This is a genomic window from Acidisoma sp. L85, assembly GCF_009765865.1.
GTDB lineage: Bacteria > Pseudomonadota > Alphaproteobacteria > Acetobacterales > Acetobacteraceae > Acidisoma.
Genome location: NZ_LMUQ01000026.1, coordinates 358,960 through 378,251, shown reverse-complemented (window position 1 = coordinate 378,251; position 19,292 = coordinate 358,960). Strand labels below are relative to the sequence as shown.

Here is a 19,292-nt window from a genome sequence, read left to right as displayed (position 1 = left end):
CCGGCCTACGGCGCCTTTTTGTCCTCCGGGATCACGCCCAGCGACGCGGCGGCCACCGCAGAGACGACGCCGAAGGCGCTCGCCATCTCGCTTGGGATGATGATCGTCGTGCCGCGATCCTTGTTCATCTCGTAGATCAGGTTCATCTGCCGCAACTTCAGCGCGATCGGGTCATCCGCATAGACCTGCGCCGCCGCCTTCACCTTCAGCGCGATGCCGATCTCGGCCGAAGCCAGCGTCTCTCGCGCCTGCTTCTCACGCTCCGCCTGAGCCTGGCGGCTCATCGCATCCTGCAGAGAATTGGGGATCGCGATGTCCTTGATCTCGACCGAGGTGATTTCGACGCCCCAGATTGTCGTCTTGCGGCTGATCGTGGCGCGCAGCTCCTCATCCGCCGTCTGCCGGTCGGACAAAAGTTGCGACAGATCGTGGCTTCCGATCGTCTCGCGCAGGCTGGTCTGCGCCACGCGCTCCACCGCGAGCCGGTAGTTCTCGATCTCGGTCGCCGCCTGCCGAGGGTCGACCACCCGCCAGAAAACGATGGCATCCATGGCGATCGCCACGGTGTCGCGGGTCAGCGCCTCTTCGGCCCTGATCTCGGTGGTGCGGATCCGCAGGTCGATCACGGTCGCGATGGTTTCCAGGAACGGGATCACATAGAAAAGCCCCGGTCCGCCAAGCCCGCGATACCGCCCGAGCCGGAGGATCACCGCCCGGTTCCACTGATCCGTCATCTTGAGCCAGGCCGGAATCGTGATGGCCGCGATCACCAGGATCACGGCCAGGGCGACCGCAAAGACAGCCTCGTGGCTAAGCTCCACCAGGAGAGCCGCAACGACGAGGCAGATCACGGAGAAGATATAAGCAATGGGCGGAGCGTTCATGGCACGCGTTCCTGGCGGAATGAGGTCGTCAGTCTAGACCCTGCTTAGCCGGAAAGCGGTCGAGGAGGGTGGTCCGCATTGCGGGCGGCAGAAGCGCCGCTAGCCTGGCACCCCAGGCGACCCAGCCGGGGAAGGCGCCTCGCACCGCGCCGCGCTCGATCGCTCGCATCATACGGATCGCGGCCTTCTCGGCGCTCATGATGCCGGGCATGGGAAACTTGTTCACCTCGGTCATCGGCGAAGCAACGAAGCCGGGGCAGAGGCTGGTGAGCAGAATGCCGTGCCGCTTCGCCGTCGGCGCGGTTCCCACCACCCAGGAATCGACCGCCGCCTTCGATGCGCAATAGGCCGGCGCCATAGGTCCCGGCAGGAAAGCGGCGACCGAGGCGACGACCGCAATGCGACCACGCACGCCACCGGCGCCCGGCGACTGGGACATCATGAGCCCAATCGTCGGCAGCACGGTATTGAGAACGCCATCCAGGTTGGTCTCGAAAATCGCCCGCGTCTGCTCTCCGCTCTCCTCGCCGCCCTCGCCGGTGCCGCCCGAAATGCCGGCATTGGCGATGACGAGGTCGAGCGGTCCCGAGGCGTAAATCCAGTTCGCCATGCCCATGCGATCGGTCACGGAAAGTGCGCGAGTCGCGACCTCGGCGCCGCGGATGCGGCACCCCGCCGCCGTCGCTCTCAGCCGCTCGTGATCCCGACCACCGAGATAGAGAGTCGTTCCAGGTTGAGCGAGCAGCACGGCGAGAGCCCGGCCGATGCCCGAGGAGGCGCCGGTGATGAGGATGCGCTGGAGGGGCATGGGATCCATACTAGCTTAGGCGTGATGGTCTTCACACGGCGCCGATTCGCAATACAAGGTGCAACATGGAGCGATCCGAACCTTCTTCAGTGCTGCTACCGCAACCCTGTGCGATGACGACATGATCGCCCCTCGTATCGAACGCCGGGGCCTCTGCCTCGTCCTCGCCGCGCCGTCCGGCGCCGGAAAAAGCAGCATCACCCGCGCCCTGCTGGCCGAGGAGCGCGAGTTGCTGCTCTCCATCAGCCTGACGACCCGTGCGCCCCGGCCCGGCGAGGAAGAGGGCAAGCACTATTATTTCCGCTCGGCGGCCGAGTTCCAGGCGTTGCAGGCCAATGGCGGCCTGCTGGAATGGGCGAATGTCTTCGGGCGCGAGACGCTCTATGGCACGCCGCGCGCCCCGGTCGAGGCGGCGCTGGCGGCGGGCAGGGACATGATCTTTACGATCGACTGGCAGGGCTTCCGACAGATGCGCGCGGCGATGCCGGCCGATGTGGTGGGGGTCTTCCTTCTGCCGCCCTCGATGCAGGTGCTAGAGGAGCGGCTAAGACGCAGGGGGCAGGACAGTCCGGAGGAGATCGCACGCCGCATGGCGGCGGCACGCGGCGAGATCGCCCATTTCACCGAATTCGACCATGTCCTCGTCAATTCCGACTTCAACGATGCGGTGCGCGATGTGCGCGCGATCCTGCGGGCCGCGCGGCTGGCGACCCCGCGCCAGATCGGACTGCACACCTTCACGCAGATGGATTTGGTATGAGACTGATTGCTGGCGGCTGCGCGTTCCTGGGCGCGCTCGGTCTCGCGGCTTGCGCGATTCCCGGCCGCGAGGTGGCGTCGCCCACATCCTACCCACCGTCCCTCGTCACCGTCGAACAGACGGAGGGCCAGTCTGGCCGCGTGCCGTTAGTGACGATCGAGACACCGGTTTCGGCTGCCGACTACAAGGGGCCTTTGGCCCAGGCCGTGCAGGCCGCCGAGGCCCGCAAGCCCGATGTTGCTTTCGACGTGCTTGCGGCCGTCCCGCCTAATGGCACTCCGACCCATCAGGCCGACGCTGCCGACGGAATAACGCCGGACGCTACGGCAGTGGCCGAGGCAATTGCTCGTGACGGGGTCTCCACCGACCGCATCCGCCTGGGCGCGGTGGTCACCGTGAGCAATGTGCCGCCAGCGGTTCGCGTCTACGTGCGGTAGGGCTTACGATCCGGCCGGCTTAACCAGCCACCAATCGATCCGCCTCGATACGCGCCACCGCCGCCGCCACATAACCCTCGTCGATCTCGATCCCGACACCCTCCGCGCCAAGCCGCTCCGCCGCGAGGAGGGTGGTTCCCGCGCCGAGGAACGGATCGAGCACCCGAGGCGTCTCAACGCCATGCAGCTTGATGCAGCGCAAGGGCAACTCCACCGGAAATCCCGCCGGATGGCCAAACTTCTGCGTCTTGGATTGCACGGTCTCGTAGGGAATGAACCAGACATTGCCCGCGCAACGCTTATCCCGAGCGTGACCCCAGCGCGCGATATTGGACTTGTCCTTGAACGGCACCCCCACCGCCAGCCGGTCGATCGGCACCGCGCCCGTTTTGGTGAAGTGGTAGATCGCCTCGTGATTCTGGTTGAGGTAACGCGCGCTGTTGATCGGCTTGAAATGACCGATCGTCTCGTCGCCCTCGCTGAAGGACTTCACCCAGAGTATTTGGTTCTGCAGCAGGAAGCCCGCGCCCATCGCACGCGCCACATCCGCCGCGATCCACGGATCCGTCCCCGTGCTGCCCAGGTTGAGGAAAAACGAGCCCGCCGGCGCAAGCACCTTAGCAATGGCGGCACCAACCTCGCCCAGCCACGCGAGATAAACCTCACGCGGCAAACGGTCTCGGTAGGACCGATAAGCAATGCCGATATTATACGGCGGTGAAGTCACGCAGACATCGAAGCTCTCGGGCTCCAGCCGTGCCAATGCCGCAAGACAGTCATCCGCGATGATGCTCTGGCGGCCAACGCGAATGACGCGGCCCGGCGCCGGTGCAATAGCATCCACGCCCTCAGCGATCCGTAAGCCGGAACTCGATGCGCCTGTTGCGCGCGAAAGCATCCGGCGTCTTGCCCGTATCGAGCGGCTGAGTATCCGCGAAGGCTGTCGCCGCGAGGTGATTGGGCGGCACACCATCGAGGATCAGCAATTGCACCACGGAAATCGCTCGCGCGGCCGAAAGCTGCCAGTTGTCCTTATACGGCCCGCTGGTAATCGGCTGGCTATCCGCATGGCCATCGACACGCAACATCCACGACAGATCCGGCGGAATCTCTTTTGCGATGCCACGAATGGCGGCGGCGATCTTGTCGATTTGCGCCTGGCCGCCGCCCGTCATGTCCGCGCTATTGACCGGGAACAGCACGTCACTCTGGAACACGAAGCGATCGCCGACGATGCGGATATCCGGCTGGTTCTTCAGCACATCACGCAGCTTGCCGAAGAAATCACTACGGTAGCGCTGCAACTCCTGCACCTTGGCGGCCAGCGCGAGGTTCAGCTTGCGCCCAAGATCCGCGATCTGCGCGTCCTTGTCCCGCCCCTGGCTCACCTGCAACTGCAGCGCCACCGAAATCGCCGCGAGCTGATCGCGCAACTGCGCCATCTGCTGACGCAGCAGCTCGATCTCCGCCTGTGCCGAAGCGGTGAGATCCTTCTGCTGATCGAGCGCCGTGCTGCCTGCCGCCGTCACCGCCTTCTGTCGCGCGAGATCCACCTGGTTCTGCTGCAGCTGCACCTGCGCCGCAGCGGTGGCCGCCGTCGCCTGCGTCAAGGCCGACTGCAGATCCGCGAGCCGCGCACTAGCCGAGGTCGCCTGCACACCGCTATCGGCAAGCTGAGCCTGCAGCTTGTCACGCGTCGCGGTCAGCGCGGAGAGTTTTGTCGCATCGCTATTGGCCGTCGCCTCCGCCGCAGATAGCTGCTGCGCCAGCGTGTCACGCGCCGCCGTCACCGCATTGAGGTCATGGGCAAGGCTCGCCACATTGGAACGCAGATCGGAGGTGCGCCCCTGTTCCAGCGACAGCATGTCGGTGAGCTGCGCGATCTCCTGGTTGAGCTTCGCCAGCGCCTTGTCCTTGCTGGTGAGCGTCACCGATAGCAGCCCCTGCGCCAGCACGAAGACCAGCAGCACGAAGATCGTGACCATGAGCAGGGTCGACAGCGCATCGACATAGCCGGGCCAGGCATCCAGCCCATTGCTTTGCCGCCGGCGATGATAACCGGGCATGCTCAGCGGCCCCCTTCGGCCAAGGCCGCGATAGTGCGGGTGAGGACGCGTAGCTCATTGCGCAGCTCGGCCGTGCTCTGCAACCGGCCTTGCTCGGTCTCGGCGATCAACCGCTGCAAGCCGTGTTCGATATTCCGCAGATGGGCGTGCGCCACTTCGTCGGAGGCGCGGTGATCGCGACTTTCGCCGAGCCGCTGCAAGGCCGGCAGCAACCCCGCCTGGGTCTCGGCGATCCGCAGCATAAGTTGCTGGTTAGCCCGCATCGTATCGGTGAAAGTATTGAGCCGGTCGGCCAGCGCCGCCAAAGTTTGCGTCGATTGCCCGCGGCCTTCCTCGCCACGCGACAAGACGGCCTGCAAGCTCTCCATATTCTCGGCGGTCTGCTCCAGCAGCGCCTGCACATAGAGCGGCACATTGCCGCCTTCGCCCTCGCCGCCGAGCACGCCCGAGGACAGCCGGGTAAGGCTCGCGAGCCAATCTTCCAGCTCATTGTAGAACCGATTCTGCGCCTGCCCGGCCTGGAGATCGAGGAAGCCGAGCACCAGCGCGCCGGCCAGCCCGAACATCGAGGAGGAGAAGGCGGTCGACATGCCCGCCAGCGGCCCCGCCAGACCGCTCTTGAGCTGGTCGAACACCGCATTGATATCGCCGCCGCCCACGCTCATGCCGTGGATAACATCGGCGACCGCGCTGACCGTCTTCAGCAAACCCCAAAAGGTGCCGAGCAGGCCGAGGAAGATCATCAGCGCCGTCGCGTAGCGCGAGAGTTCGCGGCTCTCATCCAGCCGGCTTCCGATGCCGTCGAGCAGGCTGCGCATCGCCTGGGTCGAAAGCGTCACGCGGCCATCCGCGCGGGTGCCGCTCTCCGCCCGGCTCGCCAGCATGCGCGCCATAGGTGCGAGCAGTTTGGGCGGCGTGATGCCGGAAATTCGTTGCCGGTTGCGCTGATATTGGCCGACCCAGGAAACCTCGGGCTCAAGCCGCAGCACCTGCCGCAGGTTCCACAGAATGCCGAGCAGCAGCACCAGAAAGATGAAGGCGTTCAGATAGGGGTTGCTGCTGAAGAAAACGCGAAGTTTGGGAATCAGGAAAATCGCGACGACGCCGACCGCGCCCAGGAAGATCAGCATGCGGATGAAGTAGGTAGTGGGGCGGGTCATGTGCGCGTCGGACCGGATCAGTGAGTGGCGGAAGATGGCTGAGGACGGGGCGCCCCGGATGGGCTCGCCACGACCTCGACCCGATTGGGTGGCGAACCGCCCGCATTGCCGAGCGCCAACAGACGGATACGTCCGCCGGGCACTCCGGCTTCGAGCAAGGCGGTCTGGACCGCCTGGGCGCGTGACAAAGCGAGCCGGCGAGGCGTCGATGGGTCGTCGTCGCCGGGCGCTGCCGCGGCATAGGCGCTAACGACGTACTGGGTGGGGCGGCTCGCCCGGTTGTGGGCGAAGTCCCGCAACGCGGCCTGTTCGGCCGGCGGCAGGTCGATATCCTGGACAAGGAACGGCAGCGTCAGCTTGTCGGACCCGGGCGGCAGCCCGACCTCTGCGGACGTCGCGGACGTCGCGGGCGTCGGCTTCCCCGGCGCCGGTGGAGAGGCGGCCGGCAGCGGTGGAGTGGCTGTCGCGAGGCGAGGTTCGGGCAAGGCGGGCGCGGCACCAGGCAGTGCAAGCTCGGGCGGGCTGACTTCGGGCGGGGTAGGCTTGGCCGCGGGCGGCACGACAGCCGCTTTAGGCTCCGGTCCCGGCAAAGGCGGAGGTGTCCATGGCTTCGGTTGTGCCGGGACCGCCGACATCGGGGCTGGCAAAGGCGGCGGTGCAGTGGCGATGGTAGTCAGCGTGGAGACCGAGTTGGGCGGCGTCTTCCCGCTTCCGATTCCGGTGCCGGTCCCGGTCGCGACGGCTGCGGGTGGCGCGGCCTGACCTTGGTTTGGGGCGCCGCGCGCCACGGCACGGTGACGGTGACGCGGAAGCAGGTGGTGCGGTTTCGCCTCCGGCGGCACGGGCAATCCTCCGCCTAGCCGGTCGAGCGCGTTGAGATCGACCGTCACCTGCGCCTGGGCGCCCAGCGGGGCACTCGCCAGGATCACGGGCAAGAAGAGAGGGAAAAACCGACGCATATCATTCGGCTTCTAAGGTAGTTCCGGCTCCGGTGGGAGGGGTTTCACGCGCGAGGCGAGTGCGCCGCCAAGCTGCTCTCGGCGCGGGGCCGTTGCGCGAATGGGCAACTCTCTCCACCTGTGCGGAAAGACTGAGGAAACTCGAGGGAGTGAGCCATGGCGAGCGCCGCATCGGGAACCGCCCCTATCGCTGAGTCCAGGCCGCGCGCATTGCGCGCCTTCCCCGCCATCTTGCGGGTGACCAGCGGCAACTTCCTCGAAATGTACGACTTCATGATCTACGCCTATTACGCCACCTATATCGGTCAGGCGTTTTTCCCTTCGCGTGATCCCTTTGCCTCGCTGATGGCCTCGCTGGCGACCTTCGGCGCCGGCTTCCTCATGCGGCCGGTGGGGGCGGTGGTGCTCGGCGCCTATATCGACCGCTACGGCCGGCGGCGTGGCCTGATCCTGACCCTCGGGCTGATGGCGGTGGCGCTGATCGTCATCGCGCTGACACCGGGCTACGCCAGCATTGGCATCGCGGCGCCGATTCTGGTGGTGATCGGGCGCCTCGTGCAGGGGTTCTCGGCCGGGGTCGAGCTTGGCGGCGTCTCGGTCTATCTGGCGGAGATCGCGCCGCCCGGCCGTCGCGGCTTCTTCTGCGCCTGGCAATCCGGCAGCCAGCAGGTGGCCGTCGCTGTCGCCGCTTTGCTCGGGGTTTTCCTGACCCTCATCCTCACGCCGGAGCAAATGGCCGCCTGGGGTTGGCGCATCCCTTTGCTCGTCGGCTGCGCGATCGTGCCGTTCCTCTTCGTCCTGCGCCGTTCGCTGCAGGAAACTCAAGCCTTCGCTGAGCGTGTCCATCCCAGCATCGGCGCCATCCTCCGCTCGATCGCGAGCCATTGGGCGATCGTGCTGATCGGCATGATGCTGATCGCGATGACGACGGTGAGTTTCTACCTGCTGACCGCCTATACCCCGACCTTCGGCCGCAAGGTTCTCGGTCTCGGCAATACTCATGTGATGCTGGTGACGCTGGCCGTGGCGGTCTCGAACTTCATTTGGCTGCCCGTCTGGGGCGCGATCTCGGACCGCATTGGCCGCCGGCCGGTTCTACTGGGCGCGACGATCGCCTCATTGGTAACAGGCTTTCCAGTTTTACTCTGGCTGACCCGCGACCCTTCTGTCGGCCATTTACTGGTCTCCGAGTTGTGGCTCTCGCTGCTCTTCGGCGCTTTCAACGGCGCGGCGGTGCCTTTCCTGACCGAGGTCATGCCCGAAGCCGTACGGACCACAGGCTTCTCGCTGGCCTATAGCCTCGCCACGGCTTTGTTCGGCGGATTTACACCGGCGATCTGCACCTTGCTCATCCACGCGACAGGCAGCCGAGCGATGCCGGGCCTATGGCTGAGCTTCGCGGCGGTGCTGGGTCTGGTGGCGACGCTCTTGGCGACCCGCGGAGGTGTCGGCCGCCGGAGCGCCGCGCGAGCCTAGGCGTGGCGCCTCAACTTCCTAGCGCGCTGCCGGCCGCGGCCAACCCCTCCGCCACGGCCTGGAGCAGTACCGGATGGAAATGCGGATTGCCGGAGACGATGTCCGCGCCCACCGTCTCGCGGCCTTCGGGATCGGTCACATAGCCGCCGGCCTCGCGCACCAGCAGGGTTCCGGCCGCGATGTCCCAGGGCTTGATCCCGATCTCCCAATAGCCATCGAAGCGACCGGCCGCGACCCAGGCAAGATCGAGCGCGGCGGAGCCGAAACGCCGGATGCCCGCGATCTGCGGCGACAACAGCCCGAGCGTGCGGGCAAAGGCCAGCCGCTGGCGCGGCGGCGCGATGGCGAATGGAATGCCGGTGGCGAAAACCGCCTCCGACAGATCGCGCCGCGCCGAAACGCGCAGACGGCGGTCATTCATGTAGGCGCCGGCGCCCTTCTCGGCCATGAACATCTCGTCCACCGCCGGGGCATAGATCACTGCCGCCGCGGGCTCGATCTCGCCGGTCGGCAAACGCCGCTCCAGCCCGATGCTGATCGCCCAATGCGGAATGCCGTGCAGGAAGTTGGTGGTGCCATCCAGCGGATCGACCACCCAGCGCCAAGTCCAGTTGTCGGAGCCCGAGGCGCCGGACTCCTCCATGAGGAAGGCATAGCCGGGACGCGCCTTGTTGAGATCCTCGCGGATCGAGTTCTCCGCCCGCACATCGGCCTGCGACACGAAGTCGGACGGGCCTTTGATGCTGACCTGCAATTGCTCGACCTCCGCGAAGTCGCGCAATAGCCGCTTCGCCGCCTTCTGCGCGGCATTGGCCATGATCGTGAGGTTGGGGGAGAGACGGGGTGCCATGTCAGGACCCTCGCGCTGTCAGGACTTCGCTCGCTCCATATAGGTCGCGTCCTCGATGCGGACGACGATGCGTTCCCCCGTCTCGATGAAGGGCGGCACCATGGTCTTCACGCCGTTGGAAAGCCGCGCGGGCTTGTAGGAACTGGTCGCCGTCTGGCCCTTCACCACCGGATCGGCCTCGACGACTTCAAGCGTTGCGGAAACTGGCAGGTGGAGACCCACCGGATCGCCTTCGACCAGATCGACGACGACAGGCATGTTGTCCTGCAGGAACGCCGCGGTGTCACCCAGCAGCGCCACGGGAATCATCGCCTGCTCATAGGTCTCATTATCCATCAGAACGAGGTTGTCCCCGTCGGTATAGGAATAGGTGTATTCCTTGTTGTCGGTCATCAGCCGCTCGACCGTGTCGGCGGTGCGCCAACGTTCGTTGGTCTTATTGCCGGTTTTGAGATCGCGCATTTCAACCTGGATGAACGCGCCGCCTTTGCCCGGTGTGATGATCTGCTGCTTGAGCACCGTCCAGCGGCGCCCGTCATGCTCGATCACTTGGCCGGCGCGGATGAGGTTCGCCTGCTGCTTCATGAGTCTGCTCGATCGGAGAATTGGGAAGGCGGGGTTTCTATCCGCCCGCGCCTCCGGCGGCAAGCACGCAGGCTAGGGGATGGCGGGTTCGTGCAGGACATGCCGCTTGCCGGAGGGATCGTTCACCCCGCCTTGCGCATCGAGATAGCTCGGACCGATCGGCACCTTGCCGGCGCCGCCGGGGATGTCGAGCACATAAGTCGGCCAGGCGAGACCCGTCACGCGCCCGCGCAGCCCCGCGAGCAGCGTCTGCCCCTCCGCGATCGGGACATGAAAGCGGGCGGTGCCCGGCGCCGGGTCGAGCTGGTGCAGGTAGTAGGGCTTCACCCGCGCGGCGATCATGGCCCGCAGCAGCCCCTCCAGCGCCGCCTCGCTGTCATTGACGCCGCGCAGCAGGACCGACTGGCCGAGTACCGGAATGCCGCGCCGCTGCGCCCGGCGGAGCGCGGCACGCGCGGCGTCGGTGAATTCGCGTGCGTGGTTGGCATGGACCACCAGCCAAAGGGAGCGCTCGGTTTCCATTGCATCCGCCAGCGCCTCGGTCAGGCGCTCGGGCATCGCGACCGGCAGGCGGGAGTGCAGCCGGATGGTTTCGACATGGGGGATCGTCGAAAGCCGCGTCACGATGTCGCGAAGGCGTCGTGGCGAGAGCATGAGGGGGTCGCCGCCGGTCAGGATGACCTCGCGCAAGGCAGGTCGCGCGGCGATCCAGTCGATCGCGGTCGAGAGTTCGGCTTCTGACAGCAACCCGCCATCCGGGCCGACATGCTCGCGGCGGAAACAGAAGCGGCAATAGACCGGGCAGATCAGCAGCGGCTTGAGCAGCACGCGGTCGGCGTAGCGATGCACGATGCCAGGCACCGGCGAAAGGCCGTCGTCGGCGATCGGATCGGCACTTTCATGCGGAGCGAGGAGGCGTTCGTCAGGATGCGGCACCACTTGGCGCCCGATCGGGTCGTCCGCGTGCTCGATCAGCGCCGCCATGGCGGGAGGGATGCCGATGGCGTAGCGGGCGCCCACCGCCTCCAGCGCCGGGCGGTCCTCAGGCGTGGCGAGACCGGCGCGCAGTAGCCCGTCGATGTCGCGGATCGCCGTCAGTTCTGACGTCAGAACCGACGGGGCCTCGGCGGCCATCGCGGTCAGCTTTCCTCGGGCACCAGCAGGGCGACCGCCGCCTGTGCCGCGATGCCCTCGCGCCGGCCGGTGAAGCCGAGCTTCTCAGTGGTCGTCGCCTTGACCGAGATGCGGCTGAGGGGAACGCCGAGCAACTCGGCGAGGCGGCCGCGCATGGCCGGGGCGTGGGGGGTGATCTTGGGTGATTCGCAGATCAGCGTGACGTCGGCGTTCGTGAGAATGCCTCCACGCGCTGCGATGCGGCTCGCGGCGTGGATGAGGAACTGGGCGCTGTCGGCATCCTTCCAGTCCATCTCGCTGGGTGGAAAATGGCGCCCGATATCGCCCTCCGCCAATGCCCCGTAAATCGCGTCGCAGAGCGCGTGGATGCCGACATCCGCATCCGAATGTCCCGCTAATCCAAGATCATGCGGCACTTCGATGCCACAAAGGATGAGCTTGCGGCCGGCGGCGAGGGCATGGACGTCGAACCCGGTGCCGACGCGTGGCAGGAGGGCGGGGAGCAATGGGGTGGGCATGGGGACCTAATCTCGGTTGCGGGGGTCTAATCCGTCCGGCGCGATTGCGCGTCAACCGGCTAATCCTGTATCTGCCTAAACTATGGGCAATCACGAGAGACTAGAACCGGCGCCTGAGCGGATGCCTAGGAATGGCTCGCCGCTGGGGCGGCTCCGCCCGATCGCGCTGGGCGGCGCCGGCAATCCGCGGATCGAGATGCCCGTCATCCTGGCGCCGATGTCGGGCGTCACCGATCTCCCCTTCCGCCAGCTTGCGCGCGATCTGGGCGCCGGCTTGGTGGTCTCCGAGATGATCGCCTCCTGGGCGATGGTGCGCGAGAATCAGGCGACCTTGCGGATGGCCCGCGTCGCTTCTGACGGCGGCCCCAATTCCGTGCAGCTCGCCGGCTGCGATCCGGGCGCCATGGCTGAGGCGGCGCGTATCGCTGTGGGTCTCGGCGCCGATATCGTAGACATCAACTTTGGCTGCCCGGTGAAGAAGGTGGCGGTCGGCCAGATGGCGGGCTCGGCTTTGATGCGGGACGAAAAGGGTGCGGCCGCGATCCTCGAAGCGACGGCGCGCGCGGTCGAAGTGCCGGTGACGCTCAAGATGCGGATGGGCTGGGACCACGCCAATCTCAACGCCCCGCGCCTCGCCCAGATTGCCGAGGAATGCGGGATCCGGATGCTGACGGTGCATGGCCGGACCCGCCAGCAATTCTACACCGGTCAGGCCGACTGGGCCTTCATCGCTCAAGTGAAGGAGGCCGTGAGCATCCCGGTGATTGCCAATGGCGATATCATCACCGAGGAGGATGCCGCCGAGGCGCTGCTCCTATCCGGCGCGGATGGCGTGATGGTCGGGCGCGGCTGCTACGGCCGCCCTTGGTTCCTCGCCCATGTCGCGGAATATCTAACCACGGGCTGCAAGATCCCCGAGCCGACGCTGGCGGCCCGCAAGGAAATCATGCTGCGGCACTACGAGGCGATGCAGCAGCATTTCGGGACGCAGCCGGGAATGCGGATCGCCCGTAAGCATCTCGCCTGGTATTCGCGCGGCCTGCCGGGTTCGGCCGAGTTCCGCCAGGCCATGAACCGAGCCCCGGAAGTGGAGACCGTGCTCGAGATGATCGATCGCTTCTACGATCCGCTGATCGAACGCGGTGTCGCGACGCCGGTAGCCGAAAGGGCAGTGCTGCTGTCTGAGGCAGCATGAGCGGCGTGACCCGAGCCGTCCGCCGGACGGTTCTTTCCGTGGTGAGGCGGCATCCCTCGGCCGAGGAGCCCGGCTTCGATCCGATGATCGTGCTGGGCGCCCTGCCGGTTCCGCTGATCCTGCTCGATGCCGAGGATCGCTTCCGCTACGCCAATCAGGCCGCCGAGCAATTCTTGGGCATTTCGCTCGGCCAGCTGACGCAGATGTCGCTGCATGACGTGTTGCCGGCCGATAGCCCGCTGTTCCTGCTAATCGGCCAGTTGCGGACCGGCGTGACCTCCATCGCCGATCATGAACTCTCCTTCGAGGGGCCGCGCCTGCGCAAGACCGGCATCAGTGTTCAAGGCACGGCGCTGACGGAAGATCCCGGTTCGGTGGTGCTCGTGCTGCAGGATGGCACCATGGCGCGCGCGCTCGATCGGCAAATTTCGGCGCGCACCGCCGCGCGCAGCATCACCGGCATGGCGACAATTCTGGCGCATGAGGTGAAGAACCCGCTTTCCGGAATTCGCGGTGCCGCGCAATTGCTGGAGGCGAGCGTCGGCGAGAGCGACCGCGAACTCGCCGTGCTCATCCGGGACGAGGCCGACCGCATTCGTGCCCTGGTCGATCGCATGGAGGATTTCGGCGAAAAGCCGATTCTGATGGCGCCGGTCAATATCCACCGCGTGCTGGAACATGTGCGCCGTGTGGCGGCGACGGGTTTTGCCGCCGATATCCGCTTCAGCGAGAATTACGATCCTTCCCTGCCGCCCGTTCTGGGCAACCGCGATCAGCTCGTGCAGGTGCTGCTCAACCTGGTGAAGAACGCGGCCGAGGCTTTGCAGGATATCGGCGGAACAGGCGAAATCACGCTGATCACGCGCTATCAGCATGGCCTCCGCCTCGGCACTTCGGCGAGCGAGGCACGCGTGCATCTGCCGCTGCTGGTCGTTGTCAGGGATAGCGGCCCCGGCATTTCCGATGACCTCAAGGCGCATCTGTTCGAGCCTTTCGTCAGCGGGCGGCCCGCCGGCCAGGGACTGGGACTTTCGCTCGTCGCCAAGATCATCGCCGACCATGGCGGATTGATCGAGGTCGAGAGCATGCCGGGCCGCACCGAATTTCGCCTGCACTTGCCGATGGTTTCAGACGAGGACGGAGAATGATGCCCACGGTCCTGGTGGCGGACGACGATCGGTCGATCCGCACGGTTCTGACCCAGGCGCTGGGCCGTTCGGGCTATCAGGTTCGGACCACTGGCAATGCCGCGACGCTGTGGCGCTGGGTGGAAGATGGGGAAGGCGACCTCGTCATCACTGACGTCCTTATGCCGGACGAGAATGGGCTCGATCTCATTCCGCGCATTCGCCGGCTTCGCCCTGATCTGCGGGTCATCGTGATGAGCGCGCAATCGACGCTGACGACGGCGGTCAAGGCGACGCAGCGGGGCGCCTACGAATACCTGCCGAAGCCCTTCGATCTGCGCGAGCTGCTCTCGGTGGTTGACCGCGCGCTCGCGGCGCCGCAGCCGGTCATCGAGCCGACCGAGCCGGTGGAACCTCGCGACGAGGAAGGCCGCTTGCCGCTCATCGGCCGCAGCCCGTCGATGCAGGAGATTTACCGGACGGTCGCGCGGCTTACGACCACCGACCTCACCGTCATGATCAGCGGCGAATCCGGCACCGGCAAGGAGTTGGTGGCGCGGGCGCTGCATGATTACGGCCATCGTCGCACGAAGCCATTTGTCGCGATCAACATGGCGGCGATTCCACGCGAGCTCATCGAGAGCGAATTGTTCGGGCATGAGCGCGGCGCCTTCACCGGTGCGACGACACGCACGCAAGGGCGCTTCGAGCAGGCCAATCGCGGCACGCTGTTCCTCGACGAGATCGGCGACATGCCGCAGGAGGCACAGACGCGTTTGCTGCGCGTCTTGCAGGAGGGTGAGTTCACTCCGGTCGGCGGCCGCCAGTCGGTGCGGGCCAATGTGCGGATCATCGCCGCGACGCATCGGGACTTGCGCATGGCGATCCGGCAAGGGCTGTTCCGCGAGGATTTGTTCTATCGCCTGAACGTTGTTCCCATCCGCCTGCCGCCGCTGCGCGACCGGGTCGAAGACATTCCTTTGCTGGCGCGGCATTTCCTCGATCGCGCCAAGGCGGATGGCTTGCCGGCCAAGACCCTGGAGCCGGCCGCGCTGGATCGGCTGCGGACGCATCGCTGGCCGGGCAATATCCGGGAGCTCGAAAACCTTATGCGCCGGCTTGCGGCTTTGCATCCGCGCGAGAGTATCGAGGAAGAGGCGGTCGCGCGCGATCTGGCGAGCGCCGCCGCGGCACCCGAGGAGGGAAGCGTCGCCTCGCCTGAGGCGCTTGGGCCGGCGATGGAGCGGCACATCCGGCGTTTCCTCGCGGCGCATGAATCGGGGCAGATGGGCAATGATATCTACGACCGGGTGATTGCCGAGGTGGAGCGGCCGCTGATCCAGCTCACTTTGGTGGCGACGCGCGGCAACCAAATCAAGGCGGCGGCGATGCTGGGGCTCAATCGCAATACGCTGCGAAAGAAGATCCGGGACCTCGACGTGCCGGTGGTGCGCGGTGTTTCTTAGGGGCGCTGTCTCGTTGGGCGAAGACGCGGCTGCGCCTTCGTCACACTCCCGTCATGGCACGCGAAGGCGTGCCATCCACGCCTCACTCGCGGCACGAAGGCAAGACGTGGATGCTCGGCCTTCGCCGCGCATAACGGGAGGGGTGCGAAGGCGCTCCGCGTCGACACTGCGGGGGAAAGCCCCATGCTGATCAGCAATACCCGCTCGGCGATGCCGCTGCTTGGCGACGAGACCGCCGATCCGAAGAACCGCTCGCGGTTTGGGCTGATCGTCAATGTGGCGCTCGGCAAGTCGGTGACGCTGATGCTGGCGGCGGCCGCGCTTGTGCTGGCCGTTGCGAGTTTTGTCATTCTTTCCGGCGGCATGTCGCTCGGCCTCAGCCATCGCGCCGTTGTCGCATTGGTGCCGGCGAATTTCGCGTTGCTGTTGCTGCTGGTTGCCTCCGTCGCGGGACGCGTGGTGCGCGTGACGCTGGAACGTCGTCGCGGTTCGGCGGGATCGCGGTTGCAGGCGCAGCTCGTTCTGCTGTTCAGCGTCGTCGCGGTAACACCCGCGATCGTGCTGGCGATTTTCGCAACCGTCTTCTTCCAGCTCGGCATCCAGGCCTGGTTCAATGAACGCGTTCGCACCGCGATCGACGAAAGCATGCAGGTGGCGCAAGGCTATCTCACCGAGCACAAGGATGAGATCCGCACGGATGCTTTCGCGATGGCCAATGATATGGCACGCGCTGGACCCTATCTGACCAGCAACCTGAACAACTTCGGCCAATTCCTCGGCACACAGATTTCCTTGCGGGGCCTCACGGAAGCGATCGTTTTCGAACCGACCACAGGCCAGATCATCGCGTCCACCGGAATGCTCGGCAGCGCTTCGGGTGGGCTGCCGCCGCCATGGGCCGAGGATGTGGCGCGGAATGGCGATGTCGTAGTCATGGGATCGCGGGATGGGTCTAGCGTGACGGGACTGGTGCAGCTCGATTCCACGCCGCCCCTGATGCTGTTGATCCAGAAGCCGGTCGATCCCACGATCCTCGCGCATATGGCGCGGACCGAGGCGGCGGCGGCGGAATATCACCGGCTAGAAGCGCATCGGCATAGCCTGCAGATCACCTTCGTCGTCATCTTCGCGATGGTGGCGTTGCTGGTTCTATCCGCCGCGATTCTATTTGGCCTGGTCTTTGCCAATCAGATCGCACGCCCCGTCGGCCGGCTCATTCGCGCGGCCGAACGCATCCGGTCGGGTGATCTCGGCGTGCGTTTGCCGGAAAGCCGGCGCGATGATGAGATCGCGGGACTTACGCGTGCCTTCAATCGCATGACGGGCCAGCTTGGTGCTCAACGCTCCGAACTTATGCAGGCCTACAGCCAGATCGATGACCGCCGGCGCTTTACTGAGGCGGTGTTGGCGGGTGTCTCGGCGGGCGTCATCGGGTTGGATCCCGCGGGCCGGATCGAATTGCCCAACCGCGCCGCTTCCACGCTGCTCGGCGTCGATCTTCTCGCCGCGATGGGGCAGCCGCTGGCCGAGGTCGTGCCGGATTTCGCGCCGCTGATCGAGGTCGCACGCGCCATGCCGGAGCGGCCGCGCCGGGTCGAGATTTCGATCGGCCCGGCGGCTCATAAGCGGCTACTCAACGTGTGGCTCAGCGTCGAGCTGACGGAGGAGCGGGTTGACGGTTTCGTCATTACCTTCGACGACATCACGGAACTCGCCTCGGCGCAGCGCAAGGCCGCCTGGGCGGATGTTGCTCGCCGCATCGCGCATGAAATCAAGAATCCGTTGACCCCCATTCAGCTATCCGCCGAGCGGCTGAAGCGGCGGTTCCTGTCGGAGATTACCTCGGATCCCGAGACTTTTCGGCAATGCGCGGATACGATCGTGCGTCAGGTCGGCGATATCGGGCGCATGGTCGATGAGTTCTCCGCTTTCGCGCGAATGCCGCAGCCGGTGATCAAGCCCGAGGAGATCGGCTCGGTGGTGCGTGACGCGCTGATGTTGCAGCAGCATGCGCGGCCGGAAATCAATTTCACGGCCGACATTCCTCTCGGTGGTTTCCGGGTGCCCTGTGATCGCCGGCTGATCGGTCAGGCGATCACCAATCTTCTGCAGAATGCCGCCGACGCCATCCAGATGCGGCCGGGCGCGGGCCATATCGATATCGTGGTGAAGCGCGTCGATCAGACCGTGCATATCAGCGTGAGTGACGACGGGGTCGGGCTGCCGGAGGAGGAGCGGGGGGAACTGACGGAACCGTATGTGACGACGAAGCAGAAGGGCACCGGGCTTGGCCTCGCGATCGTCAAGAAGGTCATGGAGGATCACGAGGGCACGGTGCTGCTCGATGACCGGGAGCCGGGGCCCGGCGCGGTCGCGACGCTGGTGCTACCGCTGGTTTCGGAGGCCGCTCAAGTGCAAAGCGTGATGCAGGCTGACGATGGCCGCTGATATCCTCATCGTCGACGACGAAGCCGATATCCGCATGCTGATCGACGGCGTGCTGCGCGACGAGGGCTATCTCACGCGCCAGGCGGCGAATGCGGATGATGCGATCGGCGCGTTCCATGCGCGGCGGCCGAGCCTCGTAGTGCTCGACATCTGGCTGCGGAACTCGCGGCTGGATGGTTTGGGGATCTTGGAGGCGCTGCATCGCGAGCAGCCGCATGTGCCGGTGGTGATGATCTCGGGCCATGGCACGATCGAGACGGCGGTGAATGCCATTCAGCTCGGCGCCTATGACTTCATCGAAAAGCCATTCAAGGCCGACCGGCTGCTGCTGATCGTGCGCCGGGCGTTGGAGGCGGCGCGGCTGGCCGCCGAGAATGCCGAGCTGCGGCTGCGCGCGGGTGCGGAGTCGCAGCTGATCGGCGAGAGCGCGGCCTTGCAGGCGATCCGCGCGGCGGTGGAGCGGGTGGCGCCGACGGGGTCCCGCGTGCTGGTGACGGGTCCGGCGGGGGCGGGCAAGGAGGTGGCGTCGCGCATGCTGCATGCGCTGTCCCGCCGCGCCGACCAGCCGTTCGTGGCGCTCAACTGCGCCACGCTCAATCCCACGCGGTTCGAAGAGGAGCTTTTTGGGGTGGAGGCGGCGGCCGGGGAGCCGCGGCGGGCCGGGGTGCTGGAGCGCGCCCATGGCGGCACGCTGCTGCTCGACGAGGTGGCGGATATGCCGCTGGAGACTCAGGGCAAGATCGTGCGAGCCTTGCAGGACCAGGCGTTCCAGCGGGTTGGCGGTTCGGCGCGGGTGAGCGTCGATGTGCGGGTCATCACCACCACCAACCGGGACCTTCAAGCGGAGATTGCCGGCGGGCGGTTCCGCGAGGATCTGTTTTATCGGCTGGCGGTGGTGCCGCTGCAGATCCCGGCGCTGCGGCAGAGGCGGGAGGATGTGCCGGTGCTGGCCCAGTATTTCCTCGCCCGCGCGGCGGAGAGTGCGGGGATGGCGCCGCGTATTCTGGCGGCCGATGCGGTCGCGGCTTTGCAGGCCTATGACTGGCCGGGGAATGTGCGGCAGCTGCGCAACCTGATGGATTGGCTGCTCATCATGGCTCCCGGCAGCGCTGTCGATGCGATCCGGGCGGATGTGCTGCCGCCGGAGATCAGTTCCCATGCCCCGCGGCTACTGTCGCTCGATCCGGCCGCCGACATGATGGGGCTGACGCTGCGGGAGGCGCGGGATCTGTTCGAGATCCAATACCTACAGGCGCAGCTCGTGCGGCTGGGCGGCAATATCAGCCGCACAGCCGCGTTCGTGGGCATGGAGCGCAGCGCTTTGCATCGCAAGCTCAAGCAGCTCGGGGTGACGACTGAGGAACGGGGCTGAGGTGGGTGTCGCCGTATGTTGCGAGCGGAGTATCCGCGACTTTGAAG

At 66.1% G+C, this 19,292-nt stretch carries 17 protein-coding genes and 1 pseudogene; 8 read left to right on the top strand and 10 right to left on the bottom strand.

Annotated elements, in window-relative coordinates; genetic code table 11:
• Window positions 1-5: 5 nt before the first annotated feature.
• Window positions 6-884 carry a slipin family protein gene (locus tag GSQ83_RS07685; protein WP_158802282.1) on the bottom strand — a complete coding sequence of 293 codons (879 nt, stop codon included), beginning with the start codon at window positions 882-884 and terminating at the stop codon, window positions 6-8.
• Between the two features lie 28 nt (window positions 885-912).
• On the bottom strand, window positions 913-1,692 hold the full coding sequence (locus tag GSQ83_RS07680) for an SDR family oxidoreductase (RefSeq protein WP_254065555.1): 780 nt from the start codon (window positions 1,690-1,692) through the stop codon (window positions 913-915).
• Window positions 1,693-1,813: 121 nt separating this feature from the next.
• On the opposite strand from GSQ83_RS07680, the gene gmk reads away from it, so the two are divergent.
• Window positions 1,814-2,452: a guanylate kinase gene (gene gmk, locus GSQ83_RS07675; protein WP_158802280.1), complete on the top strand. Its 639-nt coding sequence runs from the start codon at window positions 1,814-1,816 to the stop codon at window positions 2,450-2,452.
• Entirely contained in the window at window positions 2,449-2,889 is a 441-nt protein-coding gene (locus GSQ83_RS07670; RefSeq protein WP_158802279.1) for a hypothetical protein, read from the top strand. Before gmk ends, GSQ83_RS07670 begins: the two co-directional genes overlap by 4 nt.
• A 19-nt stretch (window positions 2,890-2,908) precedes the next feature.
• Here the strand turns inward: GSQ83_RS07670 and GSQ83_RS07665 are convergent, their stop codons facing one another.
• The 4 genes from GSQ83_RS07665 to GSQ83_RS07650 are packed head-to-tail and all read right to left on the bottom strand — an operon-like array spanning window position 2,909 to window position 7,074.
• Complete coding sequence (locus GSQ83_RS07665) at window positions 2,909-3,787, bottom strand: site-specific DNA-methyltransferase (protein WP_158802278.1); 879 nt, start codon at window positions 3,785-3,787, stop codon at window positions 2,909-2,911.
• Window positions 3,738-4,955: a peptidoglycan -binding protein gene (locus GSQ83_RS07660; protein WP_158802277.1), complete on the bottom strand. Its 1,218-nt coding sequence runs from the start codon at window positions 4,953-4,955 to the stop codon at window positions 3,738-3,740. The genes GSQ83_RS07665 and GSQ83_RS07660 overlap by 50 nt, the downstream gene beginning before the upstream one ends.
• 2 nt (window positions 4,956-4,957) lie before the next feature.
• Window positions 4,958-6,115, bottom strand: a complete 1,158-nt coding sequence (locus GSQ83_RS07655; protein ID WP_158802276.1) for a flagellar motor protein MotA — start codon at window positions 6,113-6,115, stop codon at window positions 4,958-4,960.
• A 17-nt stretch (window positions 6,116-6,132) separates the two neighbouring features.
• Entirely contained in the window at window positions 6,133-7,074 is a 942-nt protein-coding gene (locus GSQ83_RS07650; RefSeq protein WP_158802275.1) for an OmpA family protein, read from the bottom strand.
• 156 nt (window positions 7,075-7,230) lie between these two features.
• Here GSQ83_RS07650 and GSQ83_RS07645 point away from each other — a divergent pair, with 156 nt between their 5' ends.
• A complete protein-coding gene (locus tag GSQ83_RS07645; protein WP_158802274.1) occupies window positions 7,231-8,550 on the top strand; it encodes an MFS transporter in 1,320 nt (439 codons plus the stop codon).
• Window positions 8,551-8,560: 10 nt separating this feature from the next.
• On the opposite strand, the gene GSQ83_RS07640 is transcribed toward GSQ83_RS07645, so the two are convergent.
• From GSQ83_RS07640 to ispF, 4 genes and pseudogenes are all read right to left on the bottom strand, one after another.
• Window positions 8,561-9,400, bottom strand: a complete 840-nt coding sequence (locus tag GSQ83_RS07640) for an inositol monophosphatase family protein (protein WP_158802273.1) — start codon at window positions 9,398-9,400, stop codon at window positions 8,561-8,563.
• A gap of 18 nt (window positions 9,401-9,418) precedes the next feature.
• Window positions 9,419-9,985: an elongation factor P gene (efp, locus tag GSQ83_RS07635; RefSeq protein ID WP_158802272.1), complete on the bottom strand. Its 567-nt coding sequence runs from the start codon at window positions 9,983-9,985 to the stop codon at window positions 9,419-9,421.
• 72 nt (window positions 9,986-10,057) lie between these two features.
• Entirely contained in the window at window positions 10,058-11,119 is a 1,062-nt protein-coding gene (locus tag GSQ83_RS07630) for a lysine-2,3-aminomutase-like protein (protein WP_158802271.1), read from the bottom strand.
• Between the two features lie 5 nt (window positions 11,120-11,124).
• A pseudogene (gene ispF, locus GSQ83_RS07625) lies at window positions 11,125-11,616 on the bottom strand (2-C-methyl-D-erythritol 2,4-cyclodiphosphate synthase); the annotation flags it as partial.
• 142 nt (window positions 11,617-11,758) lie between these two features.
• On the opposite strand from ispF, the gene dusB reads away from it, so the two are divergent.
• From dusB to GSQ83_RS07600, 5 genes are all read left to right on the top strand, one after another.
• Window positions 11,759-12,832: a tRNA dihydrouridine synthase DusB gene (gene dusB, locus GSQ83_RS07620; RefSeq protein ID WP_158802269.1), complete on the top strand. Its 1,074-nt coding sequence runs from the start codon at window positions 11,759-11,761 to the stop codon at window positions 12,830-12,832.
• Window positions 12,829-13,980: an ATP-binding protein gene (locus tag GSQ83_RS07615; protein ID WP_158802268.1), complete on the top strand. Its 1,152-nt coding sequence runs from the start codon at window positions 12,829-12,831 to the stop codon at window positions 13,978-13,980. Before dusB ends, GSQ83_RS07615 begins: the two co-directional genes overlap by 4 nt.
• Window positions 13,977-15,425, top strand: a complete 1,449-nt coding sequence (gene ntrC / locus GSQ83_RS07610) for a nitrogen regulation protein NR(I) (RefSeq protein WP_158802267.1) — start codon at window positions 13,977-13,979, stop codon at window positions 15,423-15,425. Before GSQ83_RS07615 ends, ntrC begins: the two co-directional genes overlap by 4 nt.
• Before the next feature lie 183 nt (window positions 15,426-15,608).
• Complete coding sequence (locus GSQ83_RS07605; RefSeq protein WP_254065553.1) at window positions 15,609-17,873, top strand: PAS domain-containing sensor histidine kinase; 2,265 nt, start codon at window positions 15,609-15,611, stop codon at window positions 17,871-17,873.
• Window positions 17,863-19,245: a sigma-54 dependent transcriptional regulator gene (locus tag GSQ83_RS07600; protein WP_158802266.1), complete on the top strand. Its 1,383-nt coding sequence runs from the start codon at window positions 17,863-17,865 to the stop codon at window positions 19,243-19,245. The genes GSQ83_RS07605 and GSQ83_RS07600 overlap by 11 nt, the downstream gene beginning before the upstream one ends.
• Window positions 19,246-19,292 lie beyond the last annotated feature (47 nt).

Excerpts from the sequence above, each read along its gene's own strand:
- GSQ83_RS07685 (WP_158802282.1), bottom strand. The coding sequence starts at position 884 with ATGAACGCTCCGCCCATTGCTTATATCTTCTCCGTGATCTGCCTCGTC.
- GSQ83_RS07680 (WP_254065555.1), bottom strand. The coding sequence starts at position 1,692 with ATGCCCCTCCAGCGCATCCTCATCACCGGCGCCTCCTCGGGCATCGGC.
- gmk (WP_158802280.1), top strand. The coding sequence starts at position 1,814 with ATGATCGCCCCTCGTATCGAACGCCGGGGCCTCTGCCTCGTCCTCGCC.
- GSQ83_RS07670 (WP_158802279.1), top strand. The coding sequence starts at position 2,449 with ATGAGACTGATTGCTGGCGGCTGCGCGTTCCTGGGCGCGCTCGGTCTC.
- GSQ83_RS07665 (WP_158802278.1), bottom strand. The coding sequence starts at position 3,787 with ATGCTTTCGCGCGCAACAGGCGCATCGAGTTCCGGCTTACGGATCGCT.
- GSQ83_RS07660 (WP_158802277.1), bottom strand. The coding sequence starts at position 4,955 with ATGCCCGGTTATCATCGCCGGCGGCAAAGCAATGGGCTGGATGCCTGG.
- GSQ83_RS07655 (WP_158802276.1), bottom strand. The coding sequence starts at position 6,115 with ATGACCCGCCCCACTACCTACTTCATCCGCATGCTGATCTTCCTGGGC.
- GSQ83_RS07650 (WP_158802275.1), bottom strand. The coding sequence starts at position 7,074 with ATGCGTCGGTTTTTCCCTCTCTTCTTGCCCGTGATCCTGGCGAGTGCC.
- GSQ83_RS07645 (WP_158802274.1), top strand. The coding sequence starts at position 7,231 with ATGGCGAGCGCCGCATCGGGAACCGCCCCTATCGCTGAGTCCAGGCCG.
- GSQ83_RS07640 (WP_158802273.1), bottom strand. The coding sequence starts at position 9,400 with ATGGCACCCCGTCTCTCCCCCAACCTCACGATCATGGCCAATGCCGCG.
- efp (WP_158802272.1), bottom strand. The coding sequence starts at position 9,985 with ATGAAGCAGCAGGCGAACCTCATCCGCGCCGGCCAAGTGATCGAGCAT.
- GSQ83_RS07630 (WP_158802271.1), bottom strand. The coding sequence starts at position 11,119 with ATGGCCGCCGAGGCCCCGTCGGTTCTGACGTCAGAACTGACGGCGATC.
- dusB (WP_158802269.1), top strand. The coding sequence starts at position 11,759 with ATGCCTAGGAATGGCTCGCCGCTGGGGCGGCTCCGCCCGATCGCGCTG.
- GSQ83_RS07615 (WP_158802268.1), top strand. The coding sequence starts at position 12,829 with ATGAGCGGCGTGACCCGAGCCGTCCGCCGGACGGTTCTTTCCGTGGTG.
- ntrC (WP_158802267.1), top strand. The coding sequence starts at position 13,977 with ATGATGCCCACGGTCCTGGTGGCGGACGACGATCGGTCGATCCGCACG.
- GSQ83_RS07605 (WP_254065553.1), top strand. The coding sequence starts at position 15,609 with ATGCTGATCAGCAATACCCGCTCGGCGATGCCGCTGCTTGGCGACGAG.
- GSQ83_RS07600 (WP_158802266.1), top strand. The coding sequence starts at position 17,863 with ATGGCCGCTGATATCCTCATCGTCGACGACGAAGCCGATATCCGCATG.